This window comes from Burkholderia sp. BCC1999, assembly GCF_905339975.1.
Lineage (GTDB): Bacteria > Pseudomonadota > Gammaproteobacteria > Burkholderiales > Burkholderiaceae > Burkholderia.
On record NZ_CAJPHP010000021.1, the window covers coordinates 25453 to 51329 of the forward strand.

General features: G+C 67.6%; 21 protein-coding genes. 13 read left to right on the forward strand and 8 right to left on the reverse strand.

The window, feature by feature from the left end; genetic code table 11:
- Positions 1–113: 113 nt before the first annotated feature.
- From U5809_RS26440 to U5809_RS26450, 3 genes are read right to left on the reverse strand one after another with little or no spacing between them, the layout of a single operon-like run.
- Complete coding sequence (locus tag U5809_RS26440; protein WP_322088681.1) at positions 114–1601, reverse strand: efflux transporter outer membrane subunit; 1488 nt, start codon at positions 1599–1601, stop codon at positions 114–116.
- A 13-nt stretch (positions 1602–1614) separates the two neighbouring features.
- Positions 1615–3201 (reverse strand): MDR family MFS transporter, encoded by a 1587-nt coding sequence (locus U5809_RS26445; protein WP_282511003.1) that lies wholly within the window; start codon positions 3199–3201, stop codon positions 1615–1617.
- A complete protein-coding gene (locus tag U5809_RS26450; RefSeq protein ID WP_322088682.1) occupies positions 3194–4318 on the reverse strand; it encodes an HlyD family secretion protein in 1125 nt (374 codons plus the stop codon). Before U5809_RS26450 ends, U5809_RS26445 begins: the two co-directional genes overlap by 8 nt.
- 92 nt (positions 4319–4410) lie before the next feature.
- On the opposite strand from U5809_RS26450, the gene U5809_RS26455 reads away from it, so the two are divergent.
- Positions 4411–5244, forward strand: coding sequence for a CerR family C-terminal domain-containing protein (locus U5809_RS26455; protein ID WP_322088683.1), 834 nt, complete (start codon positions 4411–4413; stop codon positions 5242–5244).
- Between the two features lie 26 nt (positions 5245–5270).
- Here the strand turns inward: U5809_RS26455 and U5809_RS26460 are convergent, their stop codons facing one another.
- Both U5809_RS26460 and U5809_RS26465 read right to left on the reverse strand, forming a co-directional pair.
- Positions 5271–7727 carry a mechanosensitive ion channel family protein gene (locus U5809_RS26460; protein ID WP_322088684.1) on the reverse strand — a complete coding sequence of 819 codons (2457 nt, stop codon included), beginning with the start codon at positions 7725–7727 and terminating at the stop codon, positions 5271–5273.
- A gap of 327 nt (positions 7728–8054) precedes the next feature.
- The gene (locus U5809_RS26465; RefSeq protein ID WP_322088685.1) at positions 8055–9014 is read right to left on the reverse strand and encodes an LLM class oxidoreductase; all 960 of its coding nucleotides are present in this window, start codon (positions 9012–9014) and stop codon (positions 8055–8057) included.
- Positions 9015–10192: 1178 nt separating this feature from the next.
- Here U5809_RS26465 and U5809_RS26470 point away from each other — a divergent pair.
- From U5809_RS26470 to U5809_RS26485, 4 genes are all read left to right on the forward strand, one after another.
- On the forward strand, positions 10193–11089 hold the full coding sequence (locus tag U5809_RS26470; protein WP_322088686.1) for an NAD-dependent protein deacetylase: 897 nt from the start codon (positions 10193–10195) through the stop codon (positions 11087–11089).
- The gene (locus U5809_RS26475; protein ID WP_322088687.1) at positions 11086–11727 is read left to right on the forward strand and encodes a DUF938 domain-containing protein; all 642 of its coding nucleotides are present in this window, start codon (positions 11086–11088) and stop codon (positions 11725–11727) included. The genes U5809_RS26470 and U5809_RS26475 overlap by 4 nt, the downstream gene beginning before the upstream one ends.
- 97 nt (positions 11728–11824) lie before the next feature.
- Entirely contained in the window at positions 11825–13237 is a 1413-nt protein-coding gene (gene gndA / locus U5809_RS26480; RefSeq protein ID WP_021160879.1) for an NADP-dependent phosphogluconate dehydrogenase, read from the forward strand.
- A 200-nt stretch (positions 13238–13437) separates the two neighbouring features.
- Positions 13438–13782, forward strand: coding sequence for a DUF4148 domain-containing protein (locus U5809_RS26485; protein ID WP_011355774.1), 345 nt, complete (start codon positions 13438–13440; stop codon positions 13780–13782).
- A gap of 112 nt (positions 13783–13894) precedes the next feature.
- On the opposite strand, the gene U5809_RS26490 is transcribed toward U5809_RS26485, so the two are convergent.
- Positions 13895–14215 (reverse strand): hypothetical protein, encoded by a 321-nt coding sequence (locus tag U5809_RS26490; RefSeq protein WP_322088741.1) that lies wholly within the window; start codon positions 14213–14215, stop codon positions 13895–13897.
- Positions 14216–14650: 435 nt separating this feature from the next.
- On the opposite strand from U5809_RS26490, the gene U5809_RS26495 reads away from it, so the two are divergent.
- Complete coding sequence (locus tag U5809_RS26495; RefSeq protein WP_322088688.1) at positions 14651–15382, forward strand: peptidoglycan DD-metalloendopeptidase family protein; 732 nt, start codon at positions 14651–14653, stop codon at positions 15380–15382.
- A gap of 48 nt (positions 15383–15430) precedes the next feature.
- Here U5809_RS26495 and U5809_RS26500 read toward each other — a convergent pair whose 3' ends face one another.
- Positions 15431–16069 carry a Pr6Pr family membrane protein gene (locus U5809_RS26500; protein ID WP_322088689.1) on the reverse strand — a complete coding sequence of 213 codons (639 nt, stop codon included), beginning with the start codon at positions 16067–16069 and terminating at the stop codon, positions 15431–15433.
- A 227-nt stretch (positions 16070–16296) separates the two neighbouring features.
- Between U5809_RS26500 and U5809_RS26505 the strand changes: the two genes are divergently transcribed.
- The 5 genes from U5809_RS26505 to U5809_RS26525 all read left to right on the forward strand — a co-directional run bounded on the left by U5809_RS26505 (position 16297) and on the right by U5809_RS26525 (position 21926).
- Positions 16297–16833: a cytochrome b gene (locus U5809_RS26505; protein WP_282510981.1), complete on the forward strand. Its 537-nt coding sequence runs from the start codon at positions 16297–16299 to the stop codon at positions 16831–16833.
- Between the two features lie 156 nt (positions 16834–16989).
- Positions 16990–17358: a DUF2946 domain-containing protein gene (locus U5809_RS26510; RefSeq protein ID WP_322088690.1), complete on the forward strand. Its 369-nt coding sequence runs from the start codon at positions 16990–16992 to the stop codon at positions 17356–17358.
- A gap of 83 nt (positions 17359–17441) precedes the next feature.
- A complete protein-coding gene (locus U5809_RS26515; RefSeq protein WP_322088691.1) occupies positions 17442–19574 on the forward strand; it encodes a TonB-dependent copper receptor in 2133 nt (710 codons plus the stop codon).
- A gap of 219 nt (positions 19575–19793) precedes the next feature.
- On the forward strand, positions 19794–20888 hold the full coding sequence (locus tag U5809_RS26520; RefSeq protein ID WP_282510975.1) for a triacylglycerol lipase: 1095 nt from the start codon (positions 19794–19796) through the stop codon (positions 20886–20888).
- Positions 20889–20891: 3 nt separating this feature from the next.
- Positions 20892–21926, forward strand: a complete 1035-nt coding sequence (locus U5809_RS26525; protein WP_322088692.1) for a lipase secretion chaperone — start codon at positions 20892–20894, stop codon at positions 21924–21926.
- A gap of 37 nt (positions 21927–21963) precedes the next feature.
- On the opposite strand, the gene U5809_RS26530 is transcribed toward U5809_RS26525, so the two are convergent.
- Positions 21964–23484: a PLP-dependent aminotransferase family protein gene (locus tag U5809_RS26530; RefSeq protein WP_322088693.1), complete on the reverse strand. Its 1521-nt coding sequence runs from the start codon at positions 23482–23484 to the stop codon at positions 21964–21966.
- Positions 23485–23592: 108 nt separating this feature from the next.
- Here U5809_RS26530 and U5809_RS26535 point away from each other — a divergent pair, with 108 nt between their 5' ends.
- Positions 23593–24690: an ABC transporter ATP-binding protein gene (locus U5809_RS26535; protein ID WP_176045950.1), complete on the forward strand. Its 1098-nt coding sequence runs from the start codon at positions 23593–23595 to the stop codon at positions 24688–24690.
- A 77-nt stretch (positions 24691–24767) separates the two neighbouring features.
- Positions 24768–25814 carry an ABC transporter substrate-binding protein gene (locus U5809_RS26540; protein WP_282510965.1) on the forward strand — a complete coding sequence of 349 codons (1047 nt, stop codon included), beginning with the start codon at positions 24768–24770 and terminating at the stop codon, positions 25812–25814.
- Positions 25815–25877 lie beyond the last annotated feature (63 nt).

Sequence of the window (25877 nt, forward strand, 5' to 3'; positions counted from 1 at the left end):
GAAGCTGCGCGGGCCCGCTCGTTGCGGACGAAACGAATCGGTATTGTTGCGCTCGCAATGAGTTGTTGCGGCGTGCGCGATGCGGCGATCGTGCATCATGCGCGCCGGCGCCATCACCCCGCGTTCGCTTGCCAGCCGAGCCCGAGGCTCTTCTGCACCGACACGTAGTCCTTGATCAGCTCGGCTTGCCCCGCGATCACGTTCTGCTGTGCGGACAGCGCTTCGCGTTGCGTATCGAGCAGGTCGATCATCGACGCGACGCCCGCACGGTAGCGCTCGTCCATCAGCGAGCGCGAATGCACGGCCGACGTCTGCACCTTCGTCAATGCGACGACGTGCTCGCGCTGGTGCCCGTAGCGCTGCAATGCCGTGTTGGCATCCTGTAATGCGCCGAGCACGGCCTTCTGGTAATTCGCTTCCGCTTCGTCGCGCGACGCTTCGGCTGCTCGTACCGCGCCGCGCGTACGCCCGAAGTCGAGGATATTCCATTGCAGGTACGGCGCACCGACCCACGTGAAATTCTGCTTGCGGAACAGGTGGCCGGGGTCCGTCGCGCTGAAGCCGAGATCGCCGAGTAGCGTCACCTTCGGGAAATAGTCGGCCACATGCTCGCCGATCTGCGCGTTGCTCGACGCGAGCCGGCGTTCGGCCGCGCGAATGTCGGGGCGCTGCTTCAGCAGCGCGGCCGGATCGCCGATCGCGACGCTGCCGGGCAACGTCGGCAGCGGGGCGTCCGTTGCCGACAGCGCGGCGTCGAGCGCACCCGGCGCGCGGCCTGTCAGGATCGCGAGCCGGTCGAGCGATTCCGTCACCTGCGCATCGAGCGGGATCAGCGACGCGCGCGTGGTCTCGACCTGCGTCGTCAGGCGTTCGATGTCTACATCGGCCGCGACGCCGCGCGCGCGGCGCTGCTGCGTGAGTTCGAGCATCGTCTGCTGCAGCTCGGCCGTGCGCTGCGACAGCGCAAGCCGCTGCTGCTGGTCGCGCAGGTCGACATACGCGTTCGCGACTTCGGCTGCGATCGACACCTGCGTATCGGCGAGATCGGCGTCGACGGCTTCGGCCTGCGCGGATGCCGCTTCGACCGCACGACGTGTGCCGCCGAACAGGTCGACTTCCCAGGTCGCGTCGAAGCCCGCCGAATAGAGTTGCAGCGGCCCCGAGCCGCCCAGCGACGGCGACGTGCCGCCCGACTGGCTCGACCCGTTCGACGGCAGCAGCGAGCCGAGCGCGCTGACATCCGGTTCGCGCATGCGGATGGCCGCGGCGGTGGCCGACGCTTTCGGCAACTGGGCCGCGCGCTGTTGCGAGAGCTGCGCGCGCGATGCGCGCAAGCGTGCCTGTGCCGCGTGCAGATCGGGGTTGTAGACGAGTGCGGCGGTGATCAGGTCGTCGAGCTGGCGATCGTTGAGCGCGTGCCACCACGCGCTCGGTGCGGGCGCGGTGGTGTCGATGCCGGTGGCAGGCGCGCGCACGAAGGTCGGCGCATCGGGTGCGGCGGGCGCGCCGCGATAGTCGGGGCCGACCGTGCAGCCGGCGAGCAGGCACGCGGCCGCGCACAGCGTGAGCGCAGGGCGGCGGGGCAGGGGGAAGGGTTTCATCGCGTAAGACGGTTCAATGGCCGGACGACATCGGCTGCGGCCCGCGCGGCGTTCTCAGCAGCAATGCGAGCGGTACGCAGGCGAGCAGTGCGAGGCCCAGCAGGTAGAAGGTTTCGGAGTAGGTCATCACGACGGCCTGGATCTGGATCTGCTGCGCGAGTTGGCCGAGCGCGCGCATGTTCGAATACGCGAGGTCGCCCGTGTGGGCGAACCAGTTGGCCGCATAGGCCGACAAGCGTTCCTGCCCGATCAGCGAGTTCGCGGTCACCGATTCGCGGAGCGCGGCCGTATGGAAGGTCGTGCGCCGGTCGATCACGGTGCCGATGATCGCGAGCCCGATCGAGCCGCCGAGGTTGCGCGCCATGTTGTAGAGCCCTGCCGCATCGCCCGAGTCTTCGCGCGCGACGGCCGCCATCGACGCCTGGTTGAGCGGCATCATCGCGAGCATCTGCGCGACGCCGCGGATCAGTTGCGACCACACGAAATCGTGGCCGACGCTCTGCGCGGTCAGGCTGATGTCGAGCATGCAGCTCAGGCAGAACAGCAGCAGCCCCGAGATCACGAGGATGCGGAAATCGACCTTGCCGAGCAGGCGCGGCAGGATCGGCATCACGAGAAAGGCCGGCAGCCCTGACAGCAGCATGATCGCGCCGGCCTGCTCGGCGTTGTAGCCGGCGACGATCGCGAGGAACTGCGGCAGCAGGTAGGACACGCCGTAAAGGCCGGCGCCTACGGCTGACACGATTACGATCACGCTTGCGTAGCGCGGGTTGCGCATCAGCGACAGCCGCATGATCGGCCGCTTCGCGAAGCGCTGCGACAGCGCGATCAGGATCATCCCGGCGAGCGACACGAGGCTCAACGTGACGATCATCTGCGATTCGAACCAGCGTTCGCGCTGGCCTTCCTCGAGCACGACGGTGAGCGAGCTCAGCCCGATCGCGAGGCCGGCGATCCCGAGCCAGTCCGCGTTGAAGAACGAACCCCATTGCGGGCGGTCCGACGGCAGCCCGAACACCAGCAGCGCCATCAGCAGCAGGCACACGGGCAGGTTCAGGAAAAAGCACCAGCTCCAGTTCACGTTTTCCGCAAGCCAGCCGCCGAGCACGGGGCCGAACAGCGGCCCGAGCAGCACGATCAGGCCGAACAGCGTCATCCCGACCGGCAACTGCGACAACGGCAGCCGCGTGCGGATGATGGTCTGCGCGGTCGGGATCAGCGCACCGCCGGTGAAGCCCTGGCCGATCCGGCCGGCGATCATCATCGGAAGCGAATGCGACCAGCCGCACATCATCGAGAACGCGATGAAGAGCGCGGAGTTGGTCAGCAGGAAATTGCGCAGCCCGAACACACGCGTGAGCCACGCGGCGAGCGGGATCATCACGATTTCCGACATCAGGTAGCCGGTCGAGATCCACGTGCCTTCGGTGCCGGTCGCGCCGATTTCGCCCTGGATCTGCGGCAGTGCGGAGTTCGTGATCGAGATGTCGAGCGTCGCCATCAGCGCACCGAGCGCGCCGGCCGCGACCGCGATCCAGTCGGTCACGCTCGCGCGGCCTTCGTGCGGCGGCGCGGGCATCGTGGCGGGCGTATCAGCCATGGCGCTGCTCGTCGCGGGCCGAACGCGTATCGACGTCGACCGTCACCGACAGGCCCGGCAGCAGCATGCGCTGCGCACGCGCGTCCGCGGCGAGGCGGATGCGTACCGGCACGCGCTGGACGATCTTCGTGAAGTTGCCGGTCGCGTTCTCGGGCGGCAGTAGCGCGAACTGTGCGCCCGTGCCCGGCGCGAAGCTGTCGACGACGCCGGACAGCGCGCCGTCCGGCAGCGCATCGACGTGCAGTTCGACGGGCTGGCCGATGCGCATCTGGCCGATCTGCGTTTCCTTGAAATTCGCGACGAGGTAGATCGCATCGACAGGCACGACGGTCAGCAGGCGCGTGCCGGGCTGCACATATTGACCGACGCGCACCGTGCGATCGCCGACGCGGCCGGCGAGCGTGCTGCGCACGACCGTGTTGTCGAGGTCGAGCTGCGCCTGCGCGGCGCTGGCCTGGGCGGCCTCGAGCTGCGCGCGCGCCTGCTGGAGCTGCGCGGTAAACGATGCGATCTGCGTGCGGGCGGCGGCGATCGATGCCTCGTTCGCGGCGAGCGTCGCGGCCGCCTGGTCGCGCGTGCTCTTCAGGTCGGCCACGCGTTCGTGCGTTTCGGCGCCGGTCGCCGCGAGCGGTGCATAACGTGCGTATTCGTCGTTCGCGTGGCGTGCGTTGATCTGCGACACCTTCGCCTGCGCGTCGGCCTGTTCGAGATTCGCATGCTGCTGGCTGATATCGGCCTCGGCGCGCGCGATATCCGCGCGGCGGGCGTCGACGGTCGCGAGCGATTGCGCGAGCGCGACCTGGTACTGGCGGACGTCGAGCCGCACGAGCGGATCGCCGGCCTTCACGGCCTGATTGTCGCGCACATACACGTCGGTCACGTAGCCGGCGACCTTCGGCGCGGCGGTCATGCTGTCCGCCTGCAGGTAAGCATCGTTGGTGCTTTCGATGAAGCGGCCGACCGTCCACCAGCGGCCGAGCCAGACGGCGCCGCCGATGACCGCGAGCACGGCGACCACGAGCAGGATGCGCCGCTTCGATCCGACCTTTTCGTTGCGCGGCGTTGTTCCGGTTTCCTGACGATTTGCTTTCTGCGGCGGGTCTTGCAGCGTCGACATGCTGGCATCCAATTTATTCCGAGTGGAAGAATTATTCCAGTTGCTAGAATTGTGTCAAGTAGAATGTCGATCGATCGAATGACGAGGAAGGCATGAACGAAGCGAAGAAGCTGCGTCGCACGTCCGCGAGCGGCTACGCGCGCGGCGACGAAACGCGCCAGCGGATCATCGAAGCGGCGATCGAACTGTTCGGCGAACGCGGGTTCGCGGGCGCATCGACGCGCGAGATTGCCGCGATGGCCGGCGTGAACGCACCGGCGCTCCAGTACTACTTCGAGAACAAGGAAGGCGTTTACCGCGCGTGCGTGGAGACGATCGCCGAGAACGGCTGGGAGGTGTTCGCGCCGTCGGTCGGCCATGCGTGGGCGATGCTCGACGCGGACGCGGACGTCGATGTGCTGATCGATGCGTTCATCGGGCTGCTGCGTGCGTTGTCGGACCGGATGTTCACGGCGCCGAAGACGCTGAACCAGCGGTTGTTCTTCGCGCGCGAGCAGGTCGGCCAGGAGCCGGCGAGCGCGAGCGAAATCCTGATGAAGCGCATGCGCAAGCCGCTCAACGACGTGAGCGCCGAGCTGATCGGCCGCATCTCGGGGCGGCCGGCCGACGATCCCGTCACACGCTTGCGCGCGATGAGCCTGTTCGGGCAGATCACGGTGTTCCACATCGCGGAGCGTTCCGCGCTGCAGGTGCTCGAATGGGATGCGTTCGATGGCGAGCGAGCGGCGCTGCTGATCGAGACGATCGCCGACCAGACGCGCGTGCTGCTCGAACAATGGCACGCGCAGTGCGATGCGTCTGCCGCCGGCCCCGAGGCTGCCGCGAAGCGCAGGCCGCGTGCTGCGGCGAAACGCACGGCGAAGCCGGGCGCATCAACCTCCGCGGCGAACAACGCGCGGCGCGCGACCAAGCCCGCCGCACGTTGAGCGCGACGGGCCGCTAACCCTTCAAGTCAGTTCGGCTTGCGCGCCGGCTCGTCGTTTGACGGTGGCCGGGGCGCCGTTTCGGCGGCATTGCCGTTGCCGTCATGGCTGCCGTTCTCGCCGTTGCCGACCGGCCGCGATCCATCCGCATACGCGACGACGCTACGCTGCGGATTGGCGATCCGGATGCCGCGTTCGCGGAACGTTTCCGCGATCCGCCGGTTGAATTCGCGCTGCACGCTCCAGCGCGTCGAGTCCGTGCACTGCATCTGTCCGGCCAGCGCGAGCGCCGCGCCGTCGACCTGGTCGATACCCCAGTAGCTGAAGTCCGACAGGATGCCGTCATGGTATTTCGGATCGTCGCGCAATGCGGCGCCGATCTCCTTGAGCGTCGCGATCGCGCGATCGATGTCCTCGCCATAAGCGATGCTGACCTTGACGGCCGCGTTGCCGAGCCCGCGATTCGTGTTGTTGACGGTCGTCACCGAGCTGAACGGGATCGTATACAGCGACCCGTCGCCCGCGCGCAGCCGCACGGTGCGGATCGACAGGTATTCGACCGTGCCTGACACGCCGGCGAGCGTGACCCAGTCGCCGACCTGCATGGCGTTTTCCATCAGCAGGAAGATCCCGGTGATGAAATCCTGCACGAGCTTCTGCGAGCCGAAGCCGAGCGCGACGCCGAAGATGCTCGCGCCGGCCAGCAGCGGGCCGACGTTCACGCCGAGCTGGCTGAGACCCGTCAGCACGACGACGAGCGCGATCATCACGAACAGCAGCGAGCGCAGCATCGGCAGCAGCGTGCGCAACCGCGCCGCGCGCACCAGGTTGCCTTCGCGTGTCCAGCGCTGCAGGCGGCGCTCGATCGCGATGTTCGCGGCTTCCCATACGACGAGCGCGATGATCGCCGCGATCGCGATCGTCACCAGCGCCGATGCGAGCCGGTGGCCGATCGTGCCGGTCTCGAACGCGCGGAAGACCGGCACGCCCCAGATCTGCAGCAGCAGCACGAGCGTCACGATGCCGATCGCGCCCGATACGATCTGGCGCAGCAGCGGGTAGTAGCGGTACGCGTGCAGATGGACGAGCGTGCGGTCTTCGTCGCGGCCCTGGAACAGCCGCGCGAGCGCGCCGAACACGACGATCGACACCATCCGCATGCCGATCATCACGGCGATCGAGCGGCCGCCGAGCGTGATCAGCACGCGATAGCCGTTGTGGACGTCGAGCGCCCACACGAACCACAGCGCCATCACGACGAAGACCGACACGGGGGCCCAGGCATCCGCGAGCGCGTTGCCGATCACGGCGAAGCTCGGACGGTCCGCGCCGGCCGCGCGAATCCGCGCGGCGACCGGCTGGCGGCACTGCAGGATCAGCACCGAGATCATCACGTGCCCGACGAGCGCGACGGCTTTCAACAGTGCGACGTGACCGGCTTCGCTGAGGCCGAAGCTGGCGGCGATCTCGACCGCGGCCGTGCACGCGCCGACCACGATCACGATTCGTGCGATCGAGCGCTGCGCGAAATCGGCCCACGCGTCGCTGATATGCAGCAGCCGCAACTGCCGTGCGTCGGGCTGGAAGAACAGCCGGCTGACGATCGTGACGAGCCGGCAGATCACGTAGATGTCGATCAGCGCTTCGAGCGCGGATTCGATCGGTGTGCCCGCATCGCCGATCAGCGACATCGTCAGGCTCGCGACGCCGACGAACACGAGCAGCGGCACCACGCGCAGCGCGAGGCTGACGAGCGCGCGCGGCATCCGGTACAGCAGCGTGGTATGACGGCGCGCGTGGCCTTGACCCTGGGATGACGCCGGCGCGGCTTCGGCAGCATCGGTGGCGTCGGGCGGCGCGGATGGGTCCGGCGGCGCGTTGTCGTCTGGGGTGACGGAATCGGGCACGGTGGGGCGCGATGTGCCGGCGCGCCGTGCGGCCACTGCGGCCAGCGCACGTCGCAACAGCCGCTTCGCGAACCATTCGACGACGAGCGCGGGTACGAGCACGGCGAGCATGACCCAGATCGCGTGTGTGAGATCGGCGCGCTCGTCGGCGCGCACCAGCCTGTCATGCCACCAGCTGCCGACCGAACCGACATCGAGCAGCGAGCGCAGCGATTCCTTCAGCGCGCCGCCGATTTCGATGCTCCAGCGCGACCCCTGGCGGACGAGCATCGACGCGAGCCCGTTCGACGTGAGCGCGGTCGGGGCCGAGGTGGCCGATGCGCTGCTGGCCGCGGCCGCTTCGCTGGCGGCGACCGCGGGCGCACTCAATGCGCCGACGGCCGCGATCGCGCGCAGCGTCGTTTCGACCTGCGCGCGCTCGCGCGGATTTTCGAGCACATCGAGTGCCTGCTGGGCCTGTTGCGGCGTCAGCGCGGGCTTGGTGCCGGAGGCGGCCGATGCAGCGGCCGGAACGGGGGCGGCCGCATGGGCGGCCGACACGACGGCGGCAAGCAGCCAGCCGAGGAGGAAATGTCGCATGGAGTAGGCATGCGGGTGCGCATCGGCGCGCGGCCCGCCAGGCTGAACGATGGACGGAAGTTAACATGATCGCGATCGGAGCCGAATAGTTCCGTCGACGACTATTCGAATCGGGCATGCGCTAGGCGGCGCGGGCGTTTGCGTCGCGCTTGCGCAGGCAAATGTCTGACGCAGGCTCCGGCTGGTCCGACAGTCGGGAGGGCCCTGCTTGCTGAATCGTAAGGTGCTTGTCACGTCCGTTTGCAGTGGAAGGCGAGCAGTGCGTTGCAACGTGAGCAATCGCCCGGGCGTGTCCGATGCATCGGATAAATCTGGATTCCTGAAGAATCACGAATGTTCGCCGTGAAAGACCGGCAGCACGTACTCGGCGATTTCCTCGATGACCTCGCGCACGGGCCGGTCGGATCCCGGGTTCAGCGTGACATGATGCGTGCCCGCCGCACGCATGTCCTGCAGGATGTCGACCAGGGCGCGGCGCCCGGTTGCGTAGCCGAGCGAGAGTGCGCTGGCCGGTGCGTCGGGGTCCGTGGCGAGGTCGAGTCGCATCGATACGCCGAACGCGCGGAACTCGGGCGACGCGAGCCGATCGACCGCCGCACGCCACATCGAGTGGCGTGCGCGCTGCGTGTCCGGATCACGGTGGTACGTCATCCAGCCGATCGAGTGCCGCGCGATCCAGTCGACACTCTGTCCGCCCGAGCCGACCGCGAGCATCGGCACCGCGTCGTCGCCGCGCGGCAGCAGCATGAACTCGGGCGCGTCGGCCGGTGCTTCGTCGGGCAGTACGCGTGACGGCACGCCCAGTGCGGCTGCGACGACGTCCCAGTGCGCGCGATAGCGGTCGCGACGCGTTTCCGCATCGACGCCGAACGCCGCATATTCGGGTGGCCGGTCGCCGGAGCCGAGCCCGAGGATGAAGCGTCCGCCTGAGAGCGTTGCGACCGACAGCGCGCCTTTTGCGATGTGCAGCGGATGACGCAGCGGCAGCACGATCGCGCCGCTGGCCAGCGCGATCCGGCGCGTGCGCGCCGCCAGGGCGCCGAGCAGCACCCACGGGTCGAGATGGCCGACCGGGTCGGGGTAATCGGCGCTGTTCAACGGCACGTCGCGAATCCACAGCGCGCGAAAGCCGAGCGTATCGGCCAGTTCGGCGAGTTCGAGCTGCTCGTTGAAGTCGGCGACTATGTGGCCGCCGCGAAGCAGCGGCAGCGTGAGGCCGATCGACAGCTGTCCGTCCGAAAAGACGCGATGGGCGACGTCGGGGCGGGCAGGGGCTGGCGTGGTCATGTCGGATCCTTGGAGGCGATGCAAAGCGGATGCGCGGTGTTCCGTGTCCGAATGCTAGCGTGTTTGCGCAAGGCGCGAGCCGCGAGGCATGCGTTGTCCCCGGCGCTACGCGACCCGTATAGTCACGCCGCGCGATTGTCGCTGTCGTGTGTCGGACATGCGTCGGGAGGGGGTTCCGGTCAGGAGGTGACGGTCTGCCCGGCACCGGCAAGTCCGGTCGCGGCGGGCTGTCACTGTGGGGCGATTGTAAGACGATTGTCCGTGGCGCGCAGACGCAACGCGCCGATTTCGGCCGCAACGGGCCACTGCAGCCCGACGCCACGCATGGCCGGCCATCGCCGTGCCGGCGGGCGTTTCAGTTTCGAAACGTTCGCGCTTCCTGACGGTGCGCGATCCCTTCCGAGGACCTTGCGGGCGCCCGCGCGGCCTTGCGGCGCGACGCATGGTGCGCTCCTTGCATATCTGTACGGGCCGTGAGTGCGATCGCAGGGCGCAGTCGGCCCGACAATCGCTTCAGTGGGTCGGACGTATCGGAGACGGGGACAAGAGAATGAAAAGAGACCGAATCGCAACGTGGCGTGTTGCAAACATGAATCGCCGACCTGCCAGGGTATTCGCGTCGCCGTTGATTGCGGCGACGTGAGCGCGCGGCTTTCCGTTCCATCCGAGCAATCGGGTTCGTTCTGAACGACAACGTGCACGTTTGACGCACGAGGCCGACCGGCAACGGTCGGCCGTCGGGGATGAGCCCCGAATGCATGCGGATGGCTCCGGCCTGGATCCCGGATCGTCATGCCGTGGCGCAACGCGAGTCGTCGCGCAGCGGATGCGTTCGCGCGCCGCGCGTTGCGGCGTGGCGGACATGATCGGGATCGCACGGAAGCGCCGGCGTCGCAACGCAGCGCGCAGCATCGTGGAACACGCGTAGTCCAGGGGAAGCGTTCACCGGTGGCCGCATGGTGGACGTCGCAACTTTGTGCTGTCAGTTGATCCACTACCCCGATGGATCAATTGTTGAAGCGCCCATCGCCGAGTGGTGAATGGGCGTCTTTTTTTGTGCGCCGGTTTTGCGCGGGGGCCGCCGGCCGGATCGTGCGGCGTTCTGTATCATGTGTTGGCGCGCGGGCCGCTCGTGCGGTCGCACGGCCTGCCGGCGCGCCCGATCACGCGTTGCCAACATGAACGACAAAGCCTTGCACGACCCCTCAACCGCTGGCGTCGACCCGGCCGCGCTCGATGCGCTGCATGCGTTCGTCGAGCGTCATCCGCGCCTGCTCGTGCTCACCGGCGCGGGCATCAGTACCGATTCCGGCATTCCGGGCTATCGCGACCGCAACGGTCAGTGGATGCGCTCGCCGCCGATCCAGCTTCACGAATTCCTCGGCTCCGATGCCGCGCGGCGACGCTACTGGGCGCGCAGCATGATCGGCTGGCCCGTCGTCGGCCGCGCGCGGCCGAACGGGTCGCACGTCGCGTTGGCGCGGCTCGGCGGCGCGGGCCGGATCGAGCGCCTCGTCACGCAGAACGTCGACGGCCTGCACCAGCGGGCGGGCAGCGACGACGTGATCGAACTGCACGGCGGGATCAACGGCGTGACCTGCCTCGAATGCGGCGCGCACCATGCACGTGCGACGATCCAGGACGTGCTCGAAGCCGACAATCCCGAATTGCTGGGCGCGCAGGCCGAGCCGGCCGCGGACGGCGACGCGCACCTCGAATGGGCCGCGCTCGACACGTTCCGGATCCCGGCGTGCCCCGCATGCGGCGGCCTGCTGAAGCCGGCAGTCGTGTTCTTCGGCGAGAACGTGCCGCGCGAACGCGTGGCGCTGGCGTCGCAGGCGCTCGACGCGGCCGATGTGCTGCTCGTCGTCGGTTCGTCGCTGATGGTGTATTCCGGCTACCGCTTCTGCGTGTGGGCGCAGGCGCAGCAGAAGCCGGTCGCCGCGCTCAATCTCGGCCATACGCGCGCCGATCCGATACTGACACTGAAGGTCGAGGCGCGTTGCGCACCGGCGCTCGACGCACTGACGACCCGTCTGGGTCTTGGCGGCAACACCATGGAGCATGCATCGTGACCGGCGCTACCGCTTCACCCGATCCTTCCGCGCGGCTGTTGGCGCCGGCGGCCGAACGCAACCGCGGGCCGATCCTCGACGTGTTGCGCCGTGTGCTGCCGGCGAGCGGCAGCGTGCTCGAGATCGCGAGCGGCACCGGCCAGCATGTCGTTCATTTCGCGCAGGCATTGCCGGGCCTGCGCTGGCAGCCGAGCGATCCCGACGAACAGGCGCGGCACTCGGTCGCCGCGTGGATCGCGCATGCGGGCCTCGCGAACGTCGCCGGGCCGCTGGCGTTCGACGTGCGCGATGCATCGTGGCCGGTCGCGGCACTCGATGCGATCGTCTGCATCAACATGATTCATATCTCGCCGTGGGCCTGCACGGAAGCGCTGTTCGCGGGCGCGGCACGGGTGCTGCGGCCGGGCGGCGTACTGTTCCTGTACGGCCCGTACCGTCGCGAAGGCCGGCACACGGCGCCGTCGAACGAGGCATTCGACCTGCAGCTGCGCAGCCGCGACCCGTCGTGGGGCGTGCGCGATCTCGAGACCGTCGTCGCGCTCGGCCTCGATCGCGGGCTCGACTGCATCGAGGTCGTCGAGATGCCGGCGAACAACCTGAGCGTCGTGTTCCGGCTGCTGCCGCACGCGGAGCAATGACACGCAAGCGCGCATCGACGCCGGGTTTCCACTATCCTTTCGCCTGTGCGCGCGGCCCGGGTCGGGTCGCGCCCCGTTTTTTCCGGAGAATTGACTAATGGGCAAACAAGCAATCGGTGTGATCGGGCTCGCGGTGATGGGCCGCAATCTCGCACTCAATATCGAGAGCCGCGGTTACGCGGTGTCGGTGTACAACCGCAGCCGCGAGAAAACCGACGAACTGATCGCCGAATTCCCCGGCCGCAACCTGGTGCCGACCTATACGCTCGAGGAGTTCGTCGCGTCGCTCGAAACGCCGCGCCGGATCCTGATGATGGTGAAGGCCGGTGAAGCGACCGATGCGACGATCGCATCGCTCAAGCCGCTGCTCGAGAAGGGCGACGTGCTGATCGACGGCGGCAATACGCACTTCACCGACACGATCCGCCGCAACCAGGAACTTGCGCAATCGGGCCTGCACTTCATCGGCACCGGCGTGTCGGGCGGCGAAGAGGGCGCACTGCGCGGCCCGTCGATCATGCCCGGCGGTCAGCGCGACGCGTACGACCTCGTCGAGCCGATCCTCAAGCAGATCGCCGCGAAGGCACCGTCGGACGGCGAGCCGTGCGTCGCGTACATGGGACCGGACGGTGCGGGCCACTACGTGAAGATGGTCCACAACGGCATCGAATACGGCGACATGCAGCTGATCGCCGAAAGCTACTCGGTGCTGAAGGACGTCGCGGGCCTGACCAACGACGAGCTCGGCGCGGTGTACACCGAATGGAACCAGGGCGAACTCGACAGCTACCTGATCGAGATCACGTCGAAGATCTTCGGCAAGAAGGACGAAGAGACCGGCAAGCACCTCGTCGACGTGATCCTCGATCGCGCCGCGCAGAAGGGCACCGGCAAGTGGACGAGCCAGAACGCGCTGGATCTCGGCGTGCCGCTGCCGCTCATCACCGAATCGGTGTTCGCGCGCGTGCTGTCGTCGCTGAAGACCGAGCGCGTCGCGGCCAGCAAGATCCTGTCGGGCCCGGCCGCCGCGCCGTTCGACGGCGATCGCGCCGCGTTCGTCGAAGCCGTGCGCCGCGCGCTGTACCTGAGCAAGGTGATCTCGTACGCACAGGGCTTCGCGCAACTGCGCACGGCATCGGAAGAGTACGGCTGGAACCTCGATCTCGGGACGATCGCGAAGATCTTCCGCGCGGGCTGCATCATCCGCGCGCGCTTCCTGCAGAAGATCACGGACGCCTATGCGAAGGATCCGGCGCTCGCGAACCTGTTGCTCGATCCGTACTTCAAGGACATCGCCGCGAACTACCAGGCGTCGCTGCGCGATGTCGTGGTCGCCGCGGTGAAGGCCGGCGTGCCGGTACCGGCGTTCGCGTCGGCGGTCGCGTACTTCGACAGCTACCGTTCCGAGCGGCTGCCGGCGAACCTGGTGCAGGCGCAGCGCGACTTCTTCGGCGCGCACACGTTCGAGCGCACCGACAAGCCGGGCAGCTTCCACGCGAACTGGTCGTAACCGGCCCGCGGGAGCAGCATTGTTGCGAAAATCTATTCTCTGAATAGGGTTTTTCTATCCCGGATGCCGACATTGTTGGCTCCGGGGAAACAGTGTTTTCGTTCTTTCATGGTTTTCCCTAGGTGCTGCCGGGACTAAACTCTGTTCCATCGCTGCAGACATGGTGTGTGCGGCGGAGCAAAAAAATCCCGGAGGTAATCATGAAATCGCTGATCGCAACGTTCGCTGCAGCTGCCGTCCTCGCCGTTCCCGCCGTCTCGTTCGCCCAACAGAACGCGCCCGTCACCCGTGCACAGGTGAAGGCCGAACTCGTCGCCGTCCAGCAGGCCGGCTACAAGCTGGGCAGCGACCGCACGAACTACCCGGAAGGCATCCAGGCTGCTGAAGCCCGTCTGAACCCGCAACAAAACGTCGCTGCTGCCGACACGACCGGTTACGGCGCACAACCGGCCGCCGCGCAAGAATCCGGCGCACCGGCCAAGGCCAAGACCGGCTGGCAAGTCAAGCGTATCGCTGACGACGCCCCGATCTACAAGGGTCGTTAATGGTGCGGCCGCTTCGGCGGCCGGATCCGACCCCATGCAGTACAAACAGCCCGTCGTTCCGTTATGCGGAACCACGGGCTGTTTTCATTGGCGGCGCGTGATGCGCCGGCGCTCAATGCAGCGGGCGGCGGCCGCGCCCGATATCGCGGAACAGCGCTTCGGCCGGTTCCAGCACCTGCAGCCACGTTTCGTCGTAGCCGCTCAGCGTGTCGAGTGCGTCGCGCAGCCGTTCGATCGCGAGGACCGGCAGCTCGACGCTGTGGCGCGTGGCGCCCGTCATGTGCGCGACGCTCGCCAGCTGGACGAGCGCGTCGGCCGCTTCAGCGACATCGGTCGCGAACAGCAGGTGCCGGTTGAGCAATTCGATCAGGCTGCTGGAACCGGCGAAATCGTCGGCGTCGAGCTGCACGGAAAGAAACGTCGCGTTGTTCATTGTCATGCTCCTCGTTGTCATTGGATCGCGCGCTGCATCCCCGAGTATAGGCGGCGATCGAAGAGGGGAATGTGACGTGGACGAGATGGCCGGCGCGCGCGGCGGCGCGGGTGGAAAACCCGCGCCAGGCCCGCCGGACGGCCCGTGCGGCGCGGCTCGCAGGCCGTCGCCACACCCGTGCGGCGGTGCAAGATTGTTGCCGGAACGGGCAGCTGACGCAGTCCCGACCGCGACAAATGGTATCTTTGCCGGTCGGGACGACACTGAAAAGTGCGAAAAAGGGGCCGGTGAGCCCATTCGCACCGACGTTCCGCTGTGGAAACTGACGGCCGCGAGAGCGGTCGGATACTGGTTGGTCCGGCCGTTCGGCCGGACATCGTGCGGCGCACACCGGGGGGCGGTGGGCGCCGCCACGACGCAAATCCGGGAGGACCCTTGAGAGAAACTATTCCCATCCACGATGCGCTGACGCGCTGGTTGCCGCAGGCGGCGCTCATCGCCGCAGCCGTCGCGCTGTCGGGCTGTACGCTGACACCGTGGACTGACAGCTGGCAACCGGCGCGCCAGCCGACCTCGATGTCGGCTGCGACGCCGGGCGTGATCGCCGGCTATTACCGCGTGAACCCGGGCGATACGCTCGCGGGCATCGCGAGTGCCTACGGGCAACGCGTGCAGGACGTGGCCAGCTGGAACCACATGGCGCCGACCGACGCCGTATCGCCCGGCCAGGTGCTGCGCGTGGCGCCGCCGTCCGCCGCGCCGTCGCCCGGGCAGCCGCTCGCCGCGGCCGCGCCGGGCTCGCTCGCGTGGCCGGCAACGGGTATCGTCGCGACGCCGTTCGCGACTGGCAAGACGCGCGGCGTCGTGATCGCCGCATCCGGGCCCGACCATTCGGTGCGGGCCGCGGCGAACGGGCGCGTGGTCTACGCCGGGTCCGGCGTCAAGGCGTACGGTCCGCTCGTGATCCTGAAGCACGACAACGGCCTCATCACGGCCTACGGGCACAACGGCAAGCTGCTCGTCAACGAAGGCGACGCGGTGCGCCAGGGGCAGCCGGTCGCCGAAATGGGCACCGACGCGAACGGCCGCTCGACGTTCGAGTTCGAAGTCCGTCAGAACGGCAAGGTCGTCGATCCGATGAACTTCCTGCCGCGCAACGGCGGCTGACGGCCCGCAGTATTCCGTGTGCGCCGGGCGGCGCACACGCTCCCGCCTTCATCTCCCCTTGAGTGTCGCCGTACCGGACTGTCTCGCGTGATTGCCGAGCCAGCGGATGCCCAATGCGAGCGCCGCCGCGCCAAGCGCGATCAGCGAACACTGGATCGCGACCGGCAGGTAGCCGTGCGGCCGCGGATCGACGAACGGATAGGGATACCAGTTCTCCAGCGCACCGCGCACGAGCGTATAGCCGAGATAGACGACCGGAAAACCGAGCCAGGCGAACGCACTGCTGCGCGCGATCGGCCGGCGCGGCTCCACGTACAGCCAGTCGCACAGCATCACGAGCGGCACGATCCGGTGCAGCACCCAGTTGTTGAACGCCGGCGTGACATGGCGCAGCGCATCGAGCCGCGCCAGCAGGAGTTCGTAGACGATCGCGGTAATCAGCACGTACAGCACGGCCGCGCCACGCATCGATTCGTAGCGGGCCGACCCGGGGCGCGCGATGCGCCAGAGCCCCGCGGCCAGCATTGCAGCCGCGTAGAGGCTGCTCAGTTGCGTGAAGTAGCTGAGATAGTTGCCGAGATGGAAGTTCGGCAGGCGCCAGTAGTCGGCGACGCTGTGCAGCGTGGTGGACACCGCGAGCAACGCGGCGGTCAGCCGATAGGCCGCAACGAAGAACGCTTTGCTCATGATGCCCGCGCGCCGTCGCACCAAAGCTTCATCGTGCCACAGCCGTTTGCGCGCGCGATGCGGACTTTCCATATGAGGGACGCGCGCGGTGCGCGTCGACGATTCGTCAGATATTTGACCGTGTCGCGTAAAACCGGACGCCCGTGCGGCTACAATCCTGAAAGCTTGGCCGGGCGCAGAGCCGGTTGCCGCCCGCGCGCCACCCCGCATACCACACGAGACGAAGCATGAGAAACATCCTCGCGAAACAGACGCGCTACAGCTCGCCCGCGATCTTCTTCCACTGGGCCATCTTCGTGCTGGTGGCGCTGGCCTATCTCGCCATCGAGATTCGCGGCCCGAAGGGCAGCGACAGCCGCGTGTTCTGGATGAACGTGCACCTCACCGCGGGCACGTTCGTGCTGGTGCTGTCGGTGCTGCGCGTGCTGTGGCGCATCGTCAGCCGCGTGCCGGAAGCCATTCCGCAGGCGGCGCTGCTGCGCTGGCTGTCGAGGCTCGCGCATGTCGCGCTCTACGTGTTCATCATCGCGCAGCCGCTGCTCGGCATCATGATGATCAACCTGGGCGGCAAGCCGGTGTCGCTCGACTGGCTCGGCGTGTCGTTCACGCTGTTCGGCCCCGACAAGGCGCTGCGGCCGACGATCAAGGAAGCGCACGAGCTGATCGGTAACGCGTTCTACTTCGTGATCGGCCTGCATGCGCTGGCCGCGTTGTACCACCATTTCATCCGGCGCGACGACGTGCTGCGGCGCATGGCGCCCTGATCGCCACGTGCTTGGCATGCCTCACAGGCGGGGGCGCATGGTTGTGCTGACAACCATGCGCCCCCGGTCCGTTTACCGGCATGGGTGACTGTTCATCGCGTTGAACATTCGGTAACATCTCGGCTGTTTTTACATTCCGCTTACTCGTCGCCACGCATGCTGCACCGACATCGTCACCTGACCGCCTGGCTTGGCGTGCTCGCGATCTGGATCGCGATCGCGGCGCCGCTGGTGTCGCAGTGGCGCATCGCGCAGGCGGCCACGCCCGACGCCATCGTCTGCAGTACGGAGCATGGCGCGCATCGGTCGGCCGATGCGGGCCGCATGCACGATCACGCGCTGCATCTCGACGCGTGCGGCTACTGCGGCTTCTTCGCCCACAGCCCCGCGATCGGTGCACCTGTGGCTGCGTCGTTCGCTTCCATCCCCGCCGTTTCCGCGTCCACCGCCGCGCCGCCTGCCGTCGCGGTGCACGCCGACCGCTATCCGCGCGCGTATCCACGCGCACCGCCCGAGCGCGCCTGACGCGCTGTTATCCGTTCTTATTACCGCCGATATCCGTGCGGCCCGTCGCGGCCACGTGGAGGGCGTCACTCGGGCTTTCGATCATGACCAATTTCCAGTTGCGTGCGCCGCGGGCGCCACGCAATGTCTGTGCGCGGCGCGTGCCGCGAATGTTGAAACTTACCGTTCCCGCGCTCGCTGCGGGCGCGCTGGCAGCGAGTGCTGCGGCGGCTGAAACGGCGCGCGCGGACGTCGCGCCCGCGAACGAGTCGGCCGCGCTGCTGCCGCCCGTCGAGGTCGTCGCGGCGCCGCTGTCGACGCGGCTCGTCGTCGTCACGAATCCGAAGGCGCCGCGCCAGCCGCTGCCCGCCAGCGACGGTGCGGATTACCTGAAGACGATCCCCGGCTTCACGTCGATCCGCAGCGGCGGCACGAACGGCGACCCCGTGTTGCGCGGGATGTTCGGTTCGCGGTTGAACATCCTGGCGAACGGAATGCCGACGCTTGGCGCATGCCCGAACCGGATGGATGCGCCGACGTCGTACATTGCACCGGAAAGCTATGACAAGGTTACCGTCGTGAAGGGGCCGCAGTCGGTGCTGTACGGTCCCGGCGCGTCGGCCGGCACCGTGCTGTTCGAGCGCGTGACGCCGCGATTCGAGCGTCCGGGCATGCGTTTCGACGGCAGCCTGGTCGGCGGATCGTTCGGCCGCAACGACCAGAGCATCGACCTGACGGCGGGCACGCCCGACGTCTACGGCCGTGTGACCGCGAACCACGCGCATTCGCAGGACTACAAGGACGGCAACGGCAACACGGTGCCGTCGCAGTGGGACAAGTGGAACGCCGATGCGGCGCTCGGCTGGACCCCCGACGACCACACGCGCGTCGAGCTGACCGCCGGCACCGGCGACGGTTATGCGCGCTACGCGGGCCGCGGGATGGACGGGGCGCATTTCCGCCGCGAGACGGTCGGGCTGTCGTTCGACAAGCGGCACCTCGGCGACGTGCTCGACCGGATCGAGGCGCGCGTGTACTACAACGAGGCCGATCACGTGATGGACAACTACACGTTGCGGCAGCCCGACCCGACCAGCAGCATGCCGATGCGGATGGCGGCCGACGTGCGGCGCCGCACGGTCGGTGCGCGCGCGGCCGCGACGTTTCGTTTCGGCGACGACTTCAAGCTCGTGACGGGTATCGACGCGCAATCGAACCGGCTCGATTCGCGCTCGTCGATGGGGCAGCAGAACTACCGCGACCAACCGTGGGATGCGCAGGCGACGATGTGGAACGCGGGCGTGTTCGGCGAGCTGACGTGGTATGCGAGCGAAGTGTCGCGCGTGATCGGCGGCGCGCGCGTCGACTATGCGAGCGCTCGCGACAAGCGCGCGATGAAGAGCGGGATGATGATGAGCAAGCCGAACCCGACCTTCGACGACGATCGCTCGCGCGTGTTGCCGAGCGGCTTCGTGCGCTACGAGCGCGATCTCGCGTCGCTGCCCGTCACGTGGTACGCGGGGATCGGCCACGCGGAACGCTATCCCGACTACTGGGAACTGTTCTCCGCGACGCGCGGCCCGGCCGGTTCGGTCAACGCGTTCTCGGCGGTGCAGCCGGAGAAGACCACGCAGATCGACATCGGCGCGCAGTACAAGAGCGACCGGTTCGATGCGTGGGTGTCGGCGTATGCCGGCTATGTGCAGGACTTCATCCTGTTCAACTACGCGGCCGGCATGATGGGTCCGACCACGCAGGCGACCAACGTCAACGCGCAGATCATGGGCGGCGAAGCGGGCGTGTCGTGGCGGCCGGTGGCGCCGCTGCGTGTCGAGACGTCGCTCGCGTATGCATGGGGGCGCAACGTGGCAAGCGGCGATCCGCTGCCGCAGATGCCGCCGCTCGAGGCACGCATCGGGCTCGAATACACGCGCGGCGCATGGTCGGCCGGCGGCCTGTGGCGGATCGTTGCGCCGCAGCATCGCTATGCACTGAACGAGGGCAACGTGGTCGGCAAGGACTTCGGCCCGAGCGCCGGATTCGGCGTGCTGTCGCTGCATACGCAATACAACGTCAGCAAGACCGTGCAGATCTCGGTCGGCGTCGACAACGTGCTGAACAAGGCCTACACCGAGCACCTGAACCTCGCCGGCAACGCGGGCTTCGGCTATCCGGCGAACGCGCCGGTGATGGAGCCGGGCCGGACCGCATGGGTGCGCGTGAGCGCGAAGCTGTAGCGCGCGGCGCGTGTGCATTGCAGCATGCGCGCGTGTGAATGCAGCCCCGCCCGAACGGGCGGGGTACGTCAACCGATTAGAGAACCGTATCTAGTCAGGGCGCAAACGTTCGCGACTCGTGATTCACTCCCGCATTCGACGCACACGGTGCGCGCGATGCAGCGTGCGCGTCGATCCGGTGTCATTCGCACCGGCAGCACAATAATCAGGAGAACATGCATGGCCAGATCGATGCGTTCCAGGGTAATGGCAGGGGCAGTGGCATGTGCGATGAGCGTCGCACCGTTCGCGGGGACGACCGCGCTGATGACGCTCGCGACGACACACGCGGCGATGGCGGCGACCGCGCCCGCCGACAACTACGCGGCGACGCGTTATCCGATCATCCTCGTGCACGGGCTCACGGGCACCGACAAGTACGCCGGCGTGCTCGAGTACTGGTACGGCATCCAGGAGGATCTGCAGCAGCATGGCGCGACCGTCTACGTCGCGAACCTGTCGGGCTTCCAGAGCGACGACGGCCCGAACGGGCGCGGCGAACAGTTGCTCGCCTACGTGAAGACGGTACTCGCCGCGACGGGCGCGACCAAGGTCAATCTCGTCGGTCACAGCCAGGGCGGGCTGACGTCGCGCTATGTCGCGGCCGTCGCGCCCGATCTCGTCGCGTCGGTGACGACGATCGGCACGCCGCATCGCGGCTCCGAGTTCGCGGACTTCGTGCAGAGCGTGCTCGCGTACGATCCGACCGGGCTGTCGTCGACGGTGATCGCGGCGTTTGTCAATGTGTTCGGAATCCTGACGAGCAGCAGCCACAACACGAACCAGGATGCGCTCGCATCGCTGAAGACGCTGACGACCGCTCAGGCGGCGACCTACAACCAGAACTATCCGAGCGCGGGCCTTGGCGCACCGGGCAGCTGCCAGACCGGTGCACCGACGGAAACGGTCGGCGGCAACACGCATCTGCTGTATTCGTGGGCCGGCACGGCGATCCAGCCGACGCTTTCGCTGTTCGGCGTGACGGGTGCGAAGGACACGAGCACCATTCCGCTCGTCGATCCCGCAAACGCGCTCGACCCGTCGACGCTCGCGCTGTTCGGCACCGGCACGGTGATGATCAACCGTGGCTCGGGTCAGAACGACGGGCTCGTGTCGAAGTGCAGCGCGCTGTACGGCAAGGTGCTGAGCACGAGCTACAAGTGGAATCACATCGACGAGATCAACCAGCTGCTCGGCGTGCGCGGCGCGTATGCGGAAGATCCGGTCGCGGTGATCCGCACGCATGCGAACCGGCTGCAGCTCGCGGGCGTGTAATCGATGACGGCACGTGAAGGGCGCGCGCCGCTGGCGCGGCGCGCAGCAGTCTATGGTGTCGTGGGGCTGGCGGCGGTTGCTGGCGTCGCGACGTGGAGCGGGGCGGGGTGGCATCGCGGGTCGGGTGCCGCCGGTGACGCACCGGACGCGGCAGCGGCGGGCGGCGTGACGGCCGCCGCACCGCAGGCCGCCGTGCCGGCGAGCGCGGGTTTGCCGCCGTCGCTGGCCGGTTCCAGCGCGCCGCGGCTGCCGCTCGATGCCGGCGGCCATCTCGCGAAGTCGCGCGCGGTACGCGATTTCTTCGACTATTGCCTGACCGCGCAGAGCGACCTGAGCGCGGCCGCGCTCGATGCGTTCGTCGTGCGCGAGATTGCCGCGCAGCTCGACGGTACGGCTGCGCAGGCTGAGGCGCTCGACGTGTGGCACCGGTATCGCGCGTATCTCGATGCGCTCGCGAAACTGCGCGATGCCGGCGCGGTCGACAAGTCCGATCTGGGCGCGTTGCAGCTCGCACTCGATCAGCGCGCGTCGATCGCGTACCGCACGCTCGGCGACTGGAGCCAGCCGTTCTTCGGTGCGGAGCAGTGGCGGCAGCGCTACGACCTCGCACGGCTGAAGATCACTCAGGATCGCTCATTGACCGATGCCCAGAAGGCCGAGCGGCTCGCGGCGCTGGCGCAGCAGATGCCGGCCGACGAGCGGGCGGCGCAGCAGCGCATCGACCAGCAGCGTGCCGCGATCGACCAGATCGCGCAATTGCAGAAGAGCGGGGCGACACCCGATGCGATGCGCGCGCAGCTGACGCAGACGCTCGGCCCCGACGCCGCCGCACGCGTCGCGCAGATGCAGCAGGACGATGCGTCGTGGCAGCGTCGCTATGCGGACTACGCGGCGCAGCGTGCGCAGATCGAATCGGCCGGCCTGTCTCAGCAGGAGCGCGACGCGCAAATCGCCGGGTTGCGTCAGCGTGTGTTCACGAAGCCCGGCGAAGCCGTGCGCGCGGCATCGCTCGATCGCGCGGCCGGCGGCACGCAATGACGCGGGCGTCGCCGCGTGCGGCCGGTCTCGCGAGGCCTCATGCGGCGCGGGTGATGTCGCGCGGCAGATGCTGCTCGATGGTATCGGCGAGCGTGTCGAACGCGGGCCCGATGCCTTCGTGCGCGACGCACGCATAGCCGAGCAGCAGGCCCTGTCGCGCGGTGTCGAGGCTGCTGTAGTAGCTGGTCAGCGGGCGGACGATCACGCCCGCATCGAACGCGCTCTGCGTGACCGCGCGATCGTCGCACGCGTCAGGCAGGCCGAGCACCAGATGCAGGCCGGCCTCGTCGCCCATCACCGGGAGCGCATCGCCGAAGCGCGCGCGGATCGCGTCGATCATCAGTTGCCGGCGCTCGCCGTACAGCGTGCGCATTCGTCTGACATGTGAAGTGAGGTGGCCGTCCATGATGAATTCGGCGAGCACGGCCTGCTGCATCAGCTGGCCTTCGCGGTACAGCTCCGACAACCCGGTGCGGAACGTATCGACCAGATGCTCGGGCACGACCATGTAGCCCATCCGCAGCCCCGGGAACAGCATCTTGCCGAGGCTGCCGACGTAGATCACGCGGCCGCCGTCGTCGAGCCCCTGCAGCGACGCGAGCGGCCGGCTGCCGTAGCGGAATTCGCTGTCGTAGTCGTCTTCGATGATCCAGCAGCGGTGCTGGCGCGCGTATTCGAGCAGCATCCGGCGCCGCGCGAGGCTCATCACCATCCCGAGCGGGTACTGATGCGATGGCGTGACGAGCACGAGCCGCGGCGGATGCTGCATGTCGCTCGCACGCGGGTCGAGCCCTTCCTGGTCGACCGGCACCGGTGCAAGCGTGAGGCCGGCCGCCTGCAGGACGCTGCGCACGCCCCAGTAGCACGGCTCCTCGACCCACGCGCGATCGCCGATATCGGACAGCAGCCGCACCGCGAGATCGATCGACTGGTGGATGCCCGTCGTGATGATCACCTGGTCCGGCGAGCATTTGACCGAGCGCGCGACGCGCAGGTAATCGGCAAGCGCGCGCCGCAACGGCCGGTAGCCGCCGCCCGGCGCGTAGGTCAGCAGTTCGGGATTGGCTTCCTTCCACAGCCGCGCCTGCAGGCGGCTCCACGTGCGGCTCGGAAATTCCGACACGTCCGGCACGCCCGGCATGAAAGCACCCCACTGGCGTCGCGATACACCCGCGTGCTCGATCAGCTGCCGGCCGCGCGTCGACAGGCTGCCCTGCGCATCCGGCGGCGGTTCGTCGGCGGCTGACGGTGCCGGCGCGCTGCCCGGTGCGTGGATCGCCGCGGCGTCCGGCCGCGTATCGGCCACGTAGGTGCCGCTGCCGGTTGTCGTCAGCACGTAGCCCTCGGCCGTCAACTGGTCGTACACATGCAGCACGGTATTGCGCGCGATCGACAGGTCGCCCGCGAGCGTGCGCGAGCTCGGCAGTTTCGTCCCTGGCCCCAATTCCCCGGTCAGGATGGCTTGCTGCATCAGCTGCAGCAACTGCCGGTACATCGGCTCCGGCGAGCTGCGGTCGAGACGGGCGGAGAGCCAGTCGGCGACGATCACGGTATCCAAAGTGGTCCTACTTGGAATATTGAAATGGTTCCCTAGTATAGAACCGTGCGCGCCGTATAGTGGCTCGCATCTCATAATCAATTGTCGCGAAGCAAGGGGACAGCCACGATGAAGTCCGATGATGTGATCGTCAGCTTTCGCGGCGTGCGGAAGACCTACGACGGCGAAACGCTGGTCGTCAAATCGCTCGACCTCGATATCCACCGCGGGGAATTCCTGACGCTGCTCGGGCCGTCGGGTTCGGGCAAGACCACCTGCCTGATGATGCTTGCCGGCTTCGAATTCCCGACCGGCGGCGAGATCCGCCTCGACGGCGAGCTGCTGAACAACGTGCCGCCGCACAAACGCAACATCGGCATGGTGTTTCAGAACTACGCGCTGTTCCCGCACCTGACGGTCGAGCAGAACGTCGCGTATCCGCTGACCGTGCGCAAGTTGCCGGCCGGCGAGCGCGCGGAACGCGTTGCGCATGCGCTGAAGATGGTGCAGATGGAGCGCTTCGCGAAACGCTATCCGGCGCAGTTGTCGGGCGGCCAGCAGCAGCGCATTGCGCTGGCGCGCGCTCTCGTGTTCGAGCCGAAGCTGGTGCTGATGGACGAGCCGCTCGGCGCGCTCGACAAGCAGTTGCGCGAACACATGCAGTACGAACTCAAGGCACTGCACGAGAAGCTCGGCGTGACCTTCGTGTACGTGACGCACGACCAGGGCGAGGCGCTGACGATGTCCGACCGCGTCGCGGTGTTCGACAAGGGCATCGTGCAGCAGCTCGACACCGTGGACCGCCTGTACGAATCGCCGTGCAACGAATTCGTTGCCAACTTCATCGGCGACAGCAACCGGCTGCGCGGCACCATCGCGCGTGTCGACGGCGAATTCTGCGAGTTCCGGCTCGACGACGGCACGAAGCTCGTCGGCCGCCACATCGGCGAAGCCGCCGAAGGCGCGTCGGCTGTCGCGTGCATCCGCCCCGAACGCATGAGCCTCGCGGCCAACGGCCACGCGAACGGTGCCGCCGCGAACCGCCTGAGCGGCGAAGCGCGCAGCCTCATCTATTTCGGCGATCACGTGCGCATGCGCTGCGCGCTGCCCGGCCAGGACGAATGCTTCGTGAAGGTGCCGCTCGGCACCGGCGCGCTCGACGCGTTCTCGCCCGGCGCGCCGGTCTCGCTTGCATTCGCACCCGAACACCTGCGCGTGTTCGCGTGACCCCGGTTTTCCCGCTTTTTCCGCAGCACGTCGTCAACAACAAAGCCCACTTCCACCACGAGAGGAGAGGAACCATCATGAAACGAGCAAGCTTTACTGCGCGCCGCACGGCACTCGCGCTGGCACTGATCGCGTTCGGTGCATCGGCATCGGCTGCGGAACTCACGGTCGTCAACTTCGGCGGCGCGAACGGCGACGCACAGAAGGCCGCGTTCAACCAGCCGTTCGAAAAGGCAACCGGCAACAAGGTCACGGCCGTCGAGTACAACGGCGAGCAGGCGAAGGTGAAGGCGATGGTCGAGGCGAAGCACGTCAACTGGGACGTGGTCGAAGTCGAATCGGGCGACCTGAACCGCGGCTGCGACGAAGGGCTGTACGAGAAGCTCGACTGGTCGAAGATCGCGAAGAAGTCCGACCTGATTCCGGAGTCGCCGCAGGTGTGCGGCGTCGGCTTCTTCGTGTGGTCGACCGCGCTGTCGTACAACGCGGACAAGCTGAAGTCTGCGCCGACCGGCTGGGCCGATTTCTGGAACGTGAAGAAATTCCCCGGCAAGCGCGGGATGCGCAAGGGCGCGCGCTATAACCTCGAATTCGCGCTGATGGCCGACGGCGTCGCGACGAAGGACGTCTACAAGGTGCTCGGCACGAAGGCCGGCCAGGACCGCGCGTTCAAGAAGCTCGACGAGCTGAAACCGTACATCCAGTGGTGGGAAGCGGGCGCGCAGCCGCCGCAGTTCCTCGTCGCCGGCGACGTCGTGATGTCGACCGCGTACAACGGCCGCATCGATGCCGCGCAGAAGGAAGGCAAGAACCTGAAGGTCGTGTGGAACGGCAGCATCTACGATCTCGACTACTGGGCTATTCCGAAGGGTTCGCCGAACAAGGCGCTGGCCGAGCAGTACATCGCGTATTCGCTGACGCCGAAGCCGCAGCAGGCGTATGCGCAGCACATCGCGTACGGCCCCGCGAACATCGCGGCAATCAAGTCGCTCGACGCGAAGACGCTCTCGAACCTGCCGAACTCGCCGGCCAACGGCAAGAACGCGGTGCTGGAAGACATCGGCTTCTGGACCGACCACAGCGACGAGCTCGAGCAGCGCTTCACCGCATGGGCGACGAAGTAACCGGTCAGGCATCCTGAAGGTGTCCTGATGCAACCGGCCGCGCGACGCGTCGATCGTGTCGCG